Origin of the sequence: Phocaeicola coprophilus DSM 18228 = JCM 13818, assembly GCF_000157915.1 — a bacterium.
Taxonomy (GTDB): domain Bacteria; phylum Bacteroidota; class Bacteroidia; order Bacteroidales; family Bacteroidaceae; genus Phocaeicola; species Phocaeicola coprophilus.
In genome coordinates this window covers 43,844-56,142 of the sequence record NZ_EQ973628.1, presented here as the reverse complement: position 1 = coordinate 56,142, position 12,299 = coordinate 43,844, and the positions used below count along the sequence as shown (strand labels likewise).

Annotated in this window: 10 protein-coding genes; 2 read left to right on the top strand and 8 right to left on the bottom strand. The window is 35.6% G+C overall.

Annotated elements, in window-relative coordinates; genetic code table 11:
• The coding region (locus BACCOPRO_RS00200; protein ID WP_008139752.1) for an AAA-type ATPase lid domain-containing protein at positions 1-556 on the top strand (556 nt) is incomplete at its 5' end.
• 70 nt (positions 557-626) lie between these two features.
• Here the strand turns inward: BACCOPRO_RS00200 and BACCOPRO_RS00195 are convergent.
• The 8 genes from BACCOPRO_RS00195 to BACCOPRO_RS17330 form a co-directional block, all read right to left on the bottom strand.
• On the bottom strand, positions 627-2,069 hold the full coding sequence (locus BACCOPRO_RS00195) for an ATP-binding protein (protein ID WP_008139751.1): 1,443 nt from the start codon (positions 2,067-2,069) through the stop codon (positions 627-629).
• A gap of 11 nt (positions 2,070-2,080) precedes the next feature.
• Positions 2,081-3,208, bottom strand: a complete 1,128-nt coding sequence (locus tag BACCOPRO_RS00190) for a hypothetical protein (RefSeq protein WP_008139748.1) — start codon at positions 3,206-3,208, stop codon at positions 2,081-2,083.
• 67 nt (positions 3,209-3,275) lie between these two features.
• Complete coding sequence (locus BACCOPRO_RS00185) at positions 3,276-4,781, bottom strand: TrkH family potassium uptake protein (RefSeq protein WP_040310995.1); 1,506 nt, start codon at positions 4,779-4,781, stop codon at positions 3,276-3,278.
• Between the two features lie 209 nt (positions 4,782-4,990).
• Positions 4,991-5,710 (bottom strand): TorF family putative porin, encoded by a 720-nt coding sequence (locus BACCOPRO_RS00180; RefSeq protein ID WP_008139745.1) that lies wholly within the window; start codon positions 5,708-5,710, stop codon positions 4,991-4,993.
• A gap of 159 nt (positions 5,711-5,869) precedes the next feature.
• Entirely contained in the window at positions 5,870-6,457 is a 588-nt protein-coding gene (locus tag BACCOPRO_RS00175; RefSeq protein ID WP_008139743.1) for a K(+)-transporting ATPase subunit C, read from the bottom strand.
• An 18-nt stretch (positions 6,458-6,475) separates the two neighbouring features.
• Entirely contained in the window at positions 6,476-8,512 is a 2,037-nt protein-coding gene (gene kdpB, locus BACCOPRO_RS00170; RefSeq protein ID WP_008139741.1) for a potassium-transporting ATPase subunit KdpB, read from the bottom strand.
• A 94-nt stretch (positions 8,513-8,606) separates the two neighbouring features.
• Positions 8,607-10,313 carry a potassium-transporting ATPase subunit KdpA gene (kdpA, locus tag BACCOPRO_RS00165; RefSeq protein WP_008139740.1) on the bottom strand — a complete coding sequence of 569 codons (1,707 nt, stop codon included), beginning with the start codon at positions 10,311-10,313 and terminating at the stop codon, positions 8,607-8,609.
• A gap of 53 nt (positions 10,314-10,366) precedes the next feature.
• Positions 10,367-10,447, bottom strand: a complete 81-nt coding sequence (locus BACCOPRO_RS17330; protein ID WP_081446902.1) for a potassium-transporting ATPase subunit F — start codon at positions 10,445-10,447, stop codon at positions 10,367-10,369.
• Positions 10,448-11,254: 807 nt separating this feature from the next.
• Between BACCOPRO_RS17330 and BACCOPRO_RS00160 the strand changes: the two genes are divergently transcribed.
• On the top strand, positions 11,255-12,211 hold the full coding sequence (locus tag BACCOPRO_RS00160) for an IS4 family transposase (RefSeq protein ID WP_169306506.1): 957 nt from the start codon (positions 11,255-11,257) through the stop codon (positions 12,209-12,211).
• The last annotated feature ends 88 nt before the right edge of the window (positions 12,212-12,299 follow it).

Genomic DNA, 12,299 nt, shown 5'->3' with positions numbered 1-12,299 from the left:
ATATATCAAAATTGGTGATACCAAACTTACAAAAGTGGATGTCAGAATTATATCTGCTACAAACAGGGATTTAAAGAAAGAAATAGAGAATGGAAACTTTCGTGAAGATTTATATTTCCGTTTATCTGTTTTCCAGATATGTTTACCTCCGTTACGGGAAAGAAAAGATGATATTGAAAGTCTGTCGTATATGTTTCTGAACAAATTTGCTAATAAACTCAATAAAAAAATCACCGGAATAACTCCGGAAGTGCTTGATATATTAAAGAATGCAGAGTGGAAAGGAAATGTCAGAGAACTTAGAAATGTTATAGAAAGATGTTCTATTGTATGCGAAGAACAAATAACATTTGAGGATTTACCTCTAGATTTACAAAAACGTAAATCGGATATATCACTAATGAAAGATAATTTTGAACTAGCTGAAATTGAACGTATGCATATAATCAAAGTTCTGCAATACACCAATGGCAATAAAACAGAAGCTGCTCGTCTTTTAAAAATAGGACTTGCGACTCTTTATCGTAAGATTGAAACATATAAAATAAGCATGTAATTATAAAACCGTTTATAGGCTATATCAGATATGCCTATAAACGGTTTATACAGAGATAAAAAATGGCTGATTATGATTTCAAACGTAATGTAAAACAACTTCCTTTTCCAATTTCACTTTCTACGGTCAAAGTACCACCATGGGCCTCTACAAAATCCTTTGAAATTGATAATCCCAGTCCACTTCCTTGAACCTTTGTACCTGGAACTCGGAAATAATGATCAAAAATACTCTGATGATAACGCGGATCAATACCCTTACCAAAATCACGAACATACATTTCAATATGATTATCTTCTGTTTGGCGGGCACCAATAATTATGCGGCCATTCTCAGGAGAGTAACGGATTGCATTCGAAAGCAAATTAGTCAATACCCACGCTATTTTTTCGCTGTCTACAAATAATTTGCCTATTTTATTTTCCGGATATTGTACTTCGATTTGGATATTGAATTTTTCAGCCTGTACCCGATTGGCTTTTATCGCGTATTCAATCAATTCAATAGGTTTTGTAATACGGGGCTTGAGTTGTAATTTACCAGATTCTACTTGCGTCATATTCAGCAGTTCGCCAGTGATATTAAGCAAGCGCTCACTATTATCCTGAATACTTTGTGCCAACTCCTTTTGCTCCTCGTTCAAGTCTCCAACTCGATCGTCTTCGAGCAACTGCAGACTCATCATAATTGCGGAAATAGGAGTTTTCAGTTCATGAGATATTGTCGAAATGAAAGTTGTCTTGGCTGAATCCAGTTCCTTAAATTCCGTTATGTTTTTAAGCATAATAACGTATCCCTCATTTATATTATTACTTTGCTTATTAATTTGCATACATTTCATCTGAAAATAACTTTCCTTGTTGTCGGCATATATCTTTAAAGGTTCCGCTTTACTAGCTCTATTTTCTGTTTGTGAGTCCATAAGTTCACGTATGAGTCTTCTCAACAAATCATTTCTCATGGAAATTTCCTGAGCCGGTTTCTGTAAAACCTCTTCGCGCTTTAAATTGAGGACATTCAAGGCTTCATCATTTATAAACAAAATAGTCAACTCATTATTCAAACCTATAATAGGTTCCTTTACACTATTAATAATGGTTTCCATATAATTCTTTGCGGCCTTTATTTGTGCCAAAGTACTGGAATGATAATCAGACAATCGTTTGGCCATCCGATTGAAGTTTTCGGAAACTTCTACAAATTCATGACTTTCCAGATTTAACCTGCAATCATAATTATGATTGGCTATATCTTTGATTCCGTCAATAATTTTTTTGATCGGTTTATTAAAATAGGCAGGAAAAACTGTCAGCATAAAAATTCCGATTACTATACAAAAACCTCCAATAGAAGATATCCAAAGTAATGCACGTTGTAATCCTGGCCCTGCAGCAGGACTATTAGGCTCTGTAGCTGTCAGGATTTGCAAGTTTACAATAGAGAGTGAAACAAGAAGCACAATCATCGCAACAAGTACTCCTATCACTAATGTCAATTTTGTCTTAATATTCATAACACATTATTTTATTGCGGAAAGATAATCAATTTTATATCCATTTCTGAAAGATTTTTAAGAAAATATCCATAACGATGTATTTTTAAAATTTTTCTCCAACCTAAAGTCGGTTGTCCAATACAAACTGTTGTAATATGATGTTCACGACATACATCAATAATAGCCTGTATAATATCCGGTGAAGCAATTTGTACTAATTCACCACCCAGTTCGGTTACCAGTTTAAAATGGTTTAGTAAATGCCTCTGAACAGACAGATTTATCCTATCAGGACTTTCTACAGGTGTTTGAACATATAAAGCTATAAAATTTGTATTATATCGGGACGCAAGCCGCGCGGTACGACGTATGATATGTCTCGGTGTTTTTTCGTTACTACTTATACATGCAAGATACAATTCTCTATGAATAGCCTTTTCCTCTGGAACAACTTCCGTTTCAACTTTCTTTTCAACCCTAAATGCTACCTCTTTAAGAGCTAACTCTCGTAATTGAAGAATATTTTCCGTCTTGAAAAAATTATTTAGAGCAGTTTGTATTTTCTCTTTCTTATATATTTTTCCAGCTTTTAAGCGACTAATAAGTTCCTCAGCCGTCAAGTCAATATTTACAACTTCATCTGCTTCTTCTAAGACCTTATCAGGAATACGTTCCTTTACTTCTATTCCGGCAATCCCCTTAATATCCTCATTCAGACTTTCTATATGTTGAATATTAACAGCCGATATAACATTAATGCCAGCCTCTAATAGGTCCATTACGTCTTGCCAACGTTTTTCATTCCGGCAACCGTCAACGTTGGTATGTGCAAGTTCATCGACTATTACTAGCTCTGGATGTAACTGAAGAATAGCGTCCAGATCCATTTCTTCCAGTTCTTTCCCCTTGTAAAATATCTTTTTACGAGGAATAACCGGCAATCCTTTTAATTGAGCTTCTGTACCTACCCGTCCATGCGTCTCAACATAACCAATCTGTACATCAATGCCGTTGTCCAACATTTCATGAGCCTCTTGCAACATTTTATATGTTTTACCCACACCGGCTATCATTCCGATATATATCTTAAAAACACCTCTTTGTGAACGCTTTATAAGATTCAGGAAATGACGTACATTTTCTTCTTTATTTACCATTATTCTTTTATAAATTTAGTATTCAGTATCAATAGTGTAAATTGAAAATTATTTTGTTGTTTTAGTATTAGTAATCAATCCAAAATCGTTTGTTGAATAAAAGTAATACACCAAATATTTCCAATCGTCCAATAAGCATTAGAGCCGAAAGAATCCATTTAGCCGCATCAGGTAAAGTAGACCATGAAAAAACCGGTCCGAAAGTTCCTAAACCAGGTCCGACATTACCTATTGCAGATATAACAGTACTGAATGATTCGGTCAGACCAACTCCTAAACACATCAACAATGTCCAACCTATAAATATGCATATCAGGTATGTAACAAAAAAAGTATATACCATTGCTGTTGTCTGTACTGGAACTTGACTATTATTAATATGTACCGGTAAAACAGCTCGCGGATGCAACATTTGCTTGAACTGATTCTTTATGTTCTGAAATATGATTAAAAGGCGTAAATTTTTAACACCTCCACTGGTTGAACCTGTACACCCCCCAGATATCATGGCAAAAATTAGCAACATCCATGTAAATGTAGGCCATAAATTATAATCATCTGTAGCAAATCCACAAGATGTATGGGTAGTAGCTACTTGGAATAAAGCTTTGCGAAATGCTGTCTCAATATCATAATAACCAGTTATAAACAAGGCAAACGCTATTATTACAGTCAAAACTGTTATTGAGGTAAGAAACCAGTGTAGTTCTCCATCCTTTAATAATTTCTTATATTTCCCATTCAAAGTAAAATAATACAGAGAGAAATTGACTCCAGATAAAATCATAAAAATAGACACTACATATTCTATGTAAGGTGAATTCCAATAAGATATACTATCCTGTTTAGTTGAAAAACCACCTGTTGCCGTAGTAGCAAACGCCTGACACAGTGCATCAAATAAATTCATTCCACCTAACATCAATAATATAGTTTCCAATAAAGTAAGTCCTATATAAATAAGCCACAGATATCGTGCCATAACCTTAATTTTAGGGTGGATTTTATCGTGTGTTACTCCTGTAGCCTCTGACAAAAAGAGCTGCTGGCTGCTACCGTTGAATAATGGAAGCAATGCTATGGTAAAAAGAACTATACCAAGACCTCCAATCCATTGTGTAAAACTACGCCAAAAGAGCAGTCCATGGGGTAATGATTCTATATTATTTAATATTGTAGCTCCAGTTGTTGTGAAACCTGACATGGTTTCGAAAAAAGCATCAGTAATAGATGGTATGTATCCACTTAAATAGAATGGTAACATACCCAAAAGCGTAAATAATATCCAGGAAATACTTACGATATAATATCCATCACGTCTTGAGATATTATTACATCTACGATTACCGGCTAGTACCATTATTCCGCCAATGCCAATATTCATTGACATTGTCCAGACAAAATAGATATAGCTATTTTCATGATAAAAAGCTGATATACCAGCGCAGATTGCAAATAGCCCGGCTTCAACCAAAACCAATATACCTAAAATATAGGAAACTGTTCTAAAATTAATTAGTCCTTCTTTCTTGTTTTTGAATAAAAAAGAATTTGTTCGATAAGTTTCTTCCATATATAACATCTTTTGTAAACTTATAGGCAAATCGTATGCCACATGATTAAGTAAATTGTAATTCGTTAATTAATAAGATGTTATAAGTATGCACTATATATAAAGAAATGTCACCCCTTCTCATTATAAGATATATAAATTCCCATAATGAGAAGGGTGAAATTGATTATTATAATTTGCTATAAAGGAATGTAAACGTCTATATTAATTTAAAATCCCAAACTAAATCCTGTTACAAGATATGTCCTATCATAGACTGGAGCCACAATCGCTTGTACAAATACAGGAATAGAAAATTGGTCTGTTACTTTTATATCCTTATTTGCCTTTAACGATATGTCTGTAAAAGCAGCTTTATTATGATAATATCCTTTCCAAGGTGTAAAACCTATTGCAGGAGTAAGAGTGATATCTGCTGGTAATGAAATTGTATACGAAGCATTAATATAGGTAGAACCTTGAAGTTTTCCTTCTACGCTTTTATCTGCTCCGGCAAACATCGTACTCCATGAAAGAGCCAAAGGAAAAGAATCACCAAAACAATATGTCAAAGTCCCTTCAAAATAATGCGAATCTTTATAATGACCGTATGGCCGATTCACTCCGGACCACCAATAATCCGATACTGTTACAGAGAAATTATTTGATGAATAACTCAAATTTATATCAAACTCTTTAGAAGGTATTTCAACATTCCATCTACTTAATGTTTGGCTACCCCATACATTAATACTGAAGCCTGCATATCCCAAAGTTAAAGATGGCTGTACTGAAAAACCTGAGTTCTGATCTGCTCCACGCCATATATAATCAGAAACAAAATCAGCCTTACCGTTAACTGTAAATTTATCTTGAGCATAAGTCTTAGTTGGGAGTAATAATATAGCTACACCCATGGCTGCTGCTAATGTTTTTATAATCTTTCTCATAATCTGTTGAAATATATTCTTGTTATATTTTGGAATTACAACATATTCGTTGTTTTTAATAACTCATCTTTTCCCTGCGTATCTGCATCTACAATTTCTTGCAGATACAGAAATACATATTAGGGAAAAAACAGTTATAGATTTATAGATAGCTGCAGATTATCTGTTTACAGTTGGATTTATCTCCTCCAAAGCAACATTCAGTTTTAACACATTAATTTTTGCAGGACCGAATATGCCTAATAATGGTTTCTCTATCATCTTGTCAACGATAGCTTTAACATCCGATTCATCCATATCTCTTGCCTCAGCAACACGTTTGACTTGTACATACGCACATTCAGGAGTTATATCAGGATCAAGACCTGAAGCACTTGCTGTTACCATTTCAGCAGGAACATCTTCTCGTTTCAAATAGGGGTGATAAACCAGAAATGTATCAATTCTTGCTTCCACCTCTGCAAGATATTCTTCATTGGTAACACCCTTGTTGCTGCCTGCGGAGCTTGTACCATCGTATCCGTCACCCGCACATGAAGGTCTGCCCCAGAAAAATATATCTTTAGTAAAGACTTGCCCTACGTTTGCTACTCCAACAACTTTACCATTGAGCTTTACCGTTTCTGCATTGCCACCTTCACCGGGTGCTGCGAACTGTGCGAAAATCCATAATACCAATATATAACATACCGAAAAAAATACACAGAATACCAATGTGATTCGAATTGATTTCATTAAATTTTTCATAACTGTTTCTTGATTTTATTAGAAGAATAATCCAACAAATAAGTCTATTAATTTAATACCAACAAATGGAGCTATAATACCACCTACACCGTAAATGAGCAAATTACGACGAAGTAATGCGCTTGCACCTATAGGTTTGTATTCAACACCTTTAAGAGCTAAAGGTATCAGAATAGGTATTATGATAGCATTGAATATGATAGCAGAAAGAATAGCACTTTCAGGACTATGCAAACCCATTATATTAAGTGCTCCAAGCTGCGGCACGGAAACCATAAATAATGCTGGAATTATAGCGAAGTACTTGGCAACATCGTTTGCTATAGAGAATGTAGTTAGAGTACCACGAGTCATCAGCAACTGTTTACCGATCTCAACAATTTCAATAAGTTTTGTCGGATCATTGTCCAGGTCAACCATATTGCCGGCTTCTTTTGCCGCCTGAGTTCCACTATTCATTGCCACTCCCACATTAGCCTGTGCAAGAGCAGGTGCATCATTTGTTCCATCACCCATCATGGCGACTAGTTTACCGGCAGCCTGTTCCTTTTTTATATAATTCATCTTATCTTCCGGTTTGGCTTCTGCTATAAAATCATCAACACCGGCCTTTTCAGCAATATACTTTGCGGTCAGAGGATTGTCGCCTGTTACCATTACAGTTTTTACACCCATCTTACGCAAACGTTCAAAACGTTCCTCTATGCCAGGCTTTATAATATCTTGCAATTCGATAACTCCTGCAATTTTCTTGTTGATACATACTACCAAAGGGGTGCCACCATTGCTTGTAATTCTCTTAATAATATCTTCAGTTTCTTTAGGAAATTCATTTCCTGCTTCATTTACAATATTACGAATTGCATCAAATGCTCCTTTTCGGATTTGCGTACCATCCTTTAAGTTTATTCCTGAACACTTTGTTTCAGCCGTAAATTTAATCATGTGAGCCCCTTCTGTGTTCAGATTACGCATACGTAATCCCTGTTCACGTCCTAACTCAATAATGGATTTTCCTTCCGGCGTATCATCAGATGCAGAAGACAGCATACATGCTTCTATAAAACTACGTCTGTCAAGTCCTGCTACAGGATAAAAATCAGTAGCTTTACGGTTACCGATTGTTATGGTTCCAGTCTTGTCAAGCAGAAGTGTATCTACATCACCGGCCGTTTCAACAGCTTTACCTGATTTAGTGATCACATTTGCCCGTAATGCACGATCCATCCCTGCAATACCTATCGCAGAAAGCAAACCACCGATAGTAGTAGGTATCAGACAAACGAAAAGTGAAAGGAATGCTGCAATGGTAATTACGGTATTAGAGTAGTCTGCCATTGGCTTAAGAGTGATACATACTACAAGGAATACCAAAGTAAATACAGCAAGAAGAATTGTAAGAGCGATTTCATTAGGTGTCTTCTGACGGCTTGCCCCTTCTACCAATGCAATCATCTTATCCAGAAAACTTTCACCCGGTTGAGTTGTTACAACTACCTTAATATGATCTGAAAGGACTTTTGTACCGCCTGTTACAGAACTCTTGTCTCCACCCGCTTCACGAATAACAGGAGCAGACTCACCTGTAATGGCACTTTCATCTATTGATGCAAGCCCCTCAATAATTTCACCGTCAGCCGGAATGACATCACCTGCCTCACATTCAAATATATCCCCCTTCTTAAGCTGTGAACTGCTTACAGTCTTCACATTACCATTTATAATAAGTTTAGCAGGTGTTTCTTCACGAGTCTTACGCAAGCTGTCAGCCTGAGCCTTACCGCGAGCTTCAGCTATAGCTTCAGCAAAGTTGGCGAACAATAATGTCAGAAAAAGTATTATAAATACCCATAGGTTATAAACAAATGAACCTTGTGATGTGCTGAATGCAGAATATACAGTTACGAACAACATAATCAATGTTGAAACTTCTACAGTGAACATGATCGGGTTCTTAATCATTATTTTCGGATTCTGCTTTACAAATGACTGTTTCAGACTTTCTATAACCTGATCCTTTTGAAACAGTGATGTATTTTGATTCTTTGAATTCATATCTTAATTTTTTTGTTTATAAGTTGACAAGGGTATCAGTTATCTTTTAATATAAAACTGTACTGCTTGTCAACTTCAACTTAATTATCTTAAATCACAATGAAAAATGTTCAGCAATTGTACTTAATGCCTGTGCAGGGAAGAATGACAACGCTGCAACTATGAAAATAACCGCAAATGTCATCACTCCGAAAGTTACTGTATCTGTTTTAAGAGTTCCGGCGCTTTCCGGTATATACTTCTTTTGTGCCAAAAGACCTGCTATAGCTACCTGACCGATAATAGGTATAAACCTACTCAATATTAATACAATACCACATGATACATTCCAGAACCAGGTATTGTCACCAAGCCCCTCAAAGCCTGAACCATTATTTGCGGCACAAGAAGTAAACTCATATAACATTTCTCCAAGTCCGTGAAAGCCAGGATTATTCAACCATCCTCCTTCACTTTCCACAAATGCAGGAGCATGAACATAAAGATATGCAGCAAGAGCAGTTCCTACAAGTATCACAAAAGGATGAAGAAGTGCTACTATCGAAGCTATCTTCATTTCTTTTGCCTCGACTTTGTGACACATAAATTCCGGAGTACGTCCTACCATCAATCCACTTATGAATACTGCTATAATAATGAATGTAAAGTAGTTCATCCAACCTACACCAACACCACCAAACCATGTATTAATCTGCATATTCAGCATTTCAATCATGCCGGACAGCGGCATTGTAGAATCGTGCATACCGTTTACAGAACCATTAGACGTAACAGTTGTAACAACACTCCAAAGACCTGTTGCGCCGGCACCGAGACGAACCTCCTTACCTTCCATTGCTCCATCGTCCTGTGCTATACCCATTGCGTCAATTCTTGGGTTACCCCCCATTTCCTGAGATACATTGATGCATACACCTATTAGGAATGCTACAAGCATTACGCCATAAATACTGCAACCTAATCTTTTACGGTTTACATAGAAGCCAAAAGCAAATACCATGGCCATTGGAATAATAAGAATGGAGCAACATTCTATCATATTAGACAAATAGGTAGGGTTTTCCAATGGATGTGAAGAGTTTACACCATAGTAACCTCCGCCATTAGTACCCAACTGTTTGATAGGAACAATTGCCGCTGCCGGGCCTTGTGATATACTTTGTGTATTTCCCTCAAGTGTTGTTATCTCCATCTTTCCATCAAATCCCATTGGAGTCCCTTGTATAATTAGTATAAAACCAACTACAAGTGATAACGGAAGAAGGATACGTGTACAACTTAATACAAGATATTTCCAGAAATTACCAATAGTTTTTGTGGTCTTTTCACCAAGAGCTTTCATGATACCCGCCATAGCAGCCATACCTGTAGCTACAGTGATAAACTGGAATAACATGATTACAAACAGTTGTGTGAAATATGTAAGGTTGGTTTCACCACTATAATGCTGTTCATTACAGTTTACCATAAAAGAGATACAAGTATTGAAAGCCTGATGTGCCGTCTGACCAATATTTCCATCCGGATTTAGTGGTAAATAGCTTTGCACAACAAGCAAAATCATTCCCCATACAAACCAGAAGGCATTTACTACAAGCAAAGCTCTTAAAAACTGTTTCCAGTTCATCTCTTCTTCCGGATTGATTCCTGAAAGCCGGAAAATTAAATTTTCTACAGGCTTCATGAAATCACTCCAAACCTTGCTACCTTTATAAACTTTTGCAATATATTTTCCTAATGGATAACTTAATACTACCATTAGAATAATTTGCGCTATTACACCTAATATTTCTGTATTCATATTTTTACTATTTTTTATTCGACAGCCTTATTATAATATTCTTCCTGCTCTATTTAAAATTTTTCCGGTTTAACTAAAACATACATTAAATAGCCAAACATAATAAGGCTTACAATAAATAATACTGTGTACATAAATCTTTCCTCCTTTTTACTTTAAATGTTTTCAAACCAATCAATACATTTCTCAAATAACCCAAAGCAGCCAATGCCCATTAGCATACAGACTGCAAAACCAATTGTAAATAGTTCCATCATTTTTATTTTTTATTCATACTTTACTATACAATAGGTATGCCAGCAAGAGAATAAAATGCATAAAATGCTATATATCAGCATAGTGTCATTGAATCATTTATTTATAGCATTGTTTTAACTTTCTCAATATGATAAATAGATACTATTATTTTGATGCGATATAATCGAATTTATTTTAGTAAATAAGTAAGAAGAGAAAGGCATAGAAAACAACTGAGTTGTTGAAAAAATAAAGTTGATATTCATAGAATAAGATAAAAACAGATATTTATCAAGAGCTCAACCAATATCAAATATTTTCAATAGTATTAAATTTATGATGTATAGTAGCTTTCTAATCGAATAAGTCCCTATTCGACAGGTTATTGCAAAAAAATTTTTATGTTTTTCCTTTTGATTCGCACTGAGTTTGTTTTGGAACAAATTACACTTGTCTGCAACTATAATCTAGCTGGTAAGGATGAATACCTTTCTGTTACACATGTCATCTATGATTATTTTTAAAATATGCAATAGCTAATCTTAGTTTGACTAACCTGAAGTTATTTATAATTAGGATACACTACTGTCCAATAAAAGTTGGCTAATCTGTCTTTGAAACTATTGAAATACAGTATTTTAAGTGGCATTTCTGAATGAAACGGATTTGAATTCGTAGTTTAGCGGTCAAATTGAAGACCGCTTATAAACCAAGATAAATACATATTCGCTCAACTTACCGCTTTTCTGAACAGAACACAGTTCAATAACTTTGTTCGCAAGTATGATGGTAATCGCTACGTGAAGCAATTCACCTGCTGGAATCAGTTACTTGCTATGATGTTCGGACAACTGAGCAATCGTGAAAGTCTTCGCGACCTAATTGTTGCTTTTGAAGCGCATCGGGCCAAGCAATATCATCTTGGTCTGGGACGCAATCCAATAGCCAAAGCCACTCTCGCGTATGCTAATCAGAATCGTGACTACAGAATCTTTGAAGACTTCGTGTTCTATATAATGAAGGAAGCTTGCGAGAGGCGAGCAACCAATATATTGGAAATTCCAGGAAATAAGTATGCTTTTGATTCAACAACCATTCCGTTGTGTTTATCCACATTTTCATGGGCGAAGTTCCGAAGAAAGAAAGGAGGCGTCAAAGCTCATGTCTTATATGACATTGAAGCACAAGTCCCAGCCTTCTATACTGTAACCGCAGCATCGAAACATGACTCTACGGCGATACGCTCAATCCATTATGAACCAAATGCTTATTATATATTCGACAGGGCTTATGACTCTTTTAAGGAACTATATCGGATTCACCTGACAGGTTCCTTTTTCGTTGTCAGAGCTAAGACGAACTTGAAATGCACAACGGTTAAATGGAAGCGCAGGATGCCTAACATAGTATGTGGAATATATGATGTTGCTTTAGATGCACAGGAACTCAGCTGGAAAGAGAATCAATTACTGTATAGGGATAACCCTGTAGGAGAAGATAAATACAAACCCGTAGCTTTTGATTCTAAAGCCCGCATTTATCTTGACAAAGGCAAAGTCATATTCGAATATTTGCCTACACTTTGGGATGTCAATCCGAATACATTAGAAAAAAGATTATCTAAAGATGATTATCCTACTTATATATCAACAGAAAGATGAATTATTGTTTTAAGGACAAGATAAATTGGATACATAACAGAAAAAAGAGGAAATATCATCTATTTCTCTATTGACAATATGCAGATAT

What these genes read in the sequence shown, in the direction of transcription:
- BACCOPRO_RS00195 (WP_008139751.1), bottom strand. Translation starts at nt 2,069, where the DNA reads ATGAATATTAAGACAAAATTGACATTAGTGATAGGAGTACTTGTTGCG.
- kdpB (WP_008139741.1), bottom strand. Translation starts at nt 8,512, where the DNA reads ATGAATTCAAAGAATCAAAATACATCACTGTTTCAAAAGGATCAGGTT.
- BACCOPRO_RS00190 (WP_008139748.1), bottom strand. Translation starts at nt 3,208, where the DNA reads ATGGTAAATAAAGAAGAAAATGTACGTCATTTCCTGAATCTTATAAAG.
- BACCOPRO_RS00175 (WP_008139743.1), bottom strand. Translation starts at nt 6,457, where the DNA reads ATGAAAAATTTAATGAAATCAATTCGAATCACATTGGTATTCTGTGTA.
- BACCOPRO_RS17330 (WP_081446902.1), bottom strand. Translation starts at nt 10,447, where the DNA reads ATGTACACAGTATTATTTATTGTAAGCCTTATTATGTTTGGCTATTTA.
- BACCOPRO_RS00180 (WP_008139745.1), bottom strand. Translation starts at nt 5,710, where the DNA reads ATGAGAAAGATTATAAAAACATTAGCAGCAGCCATGGGTGTAGCTATA.
- kdpA (WP_008139740.1), bottom strand. Translation starts at nt 10,313, where the DNA reads ATGAATACAGAAATATTAGGTGTAATAGCGCAAATTATTCTAATGGTA.
- BACCOPRO_RS00185 (WP_040310995.1), bottom strand. Translation starts at nt 4,781, where the DNA reads ATGGAAGAAACTTATCGAACAAATTCTTTTTTATTCAAAAACAAGAAA.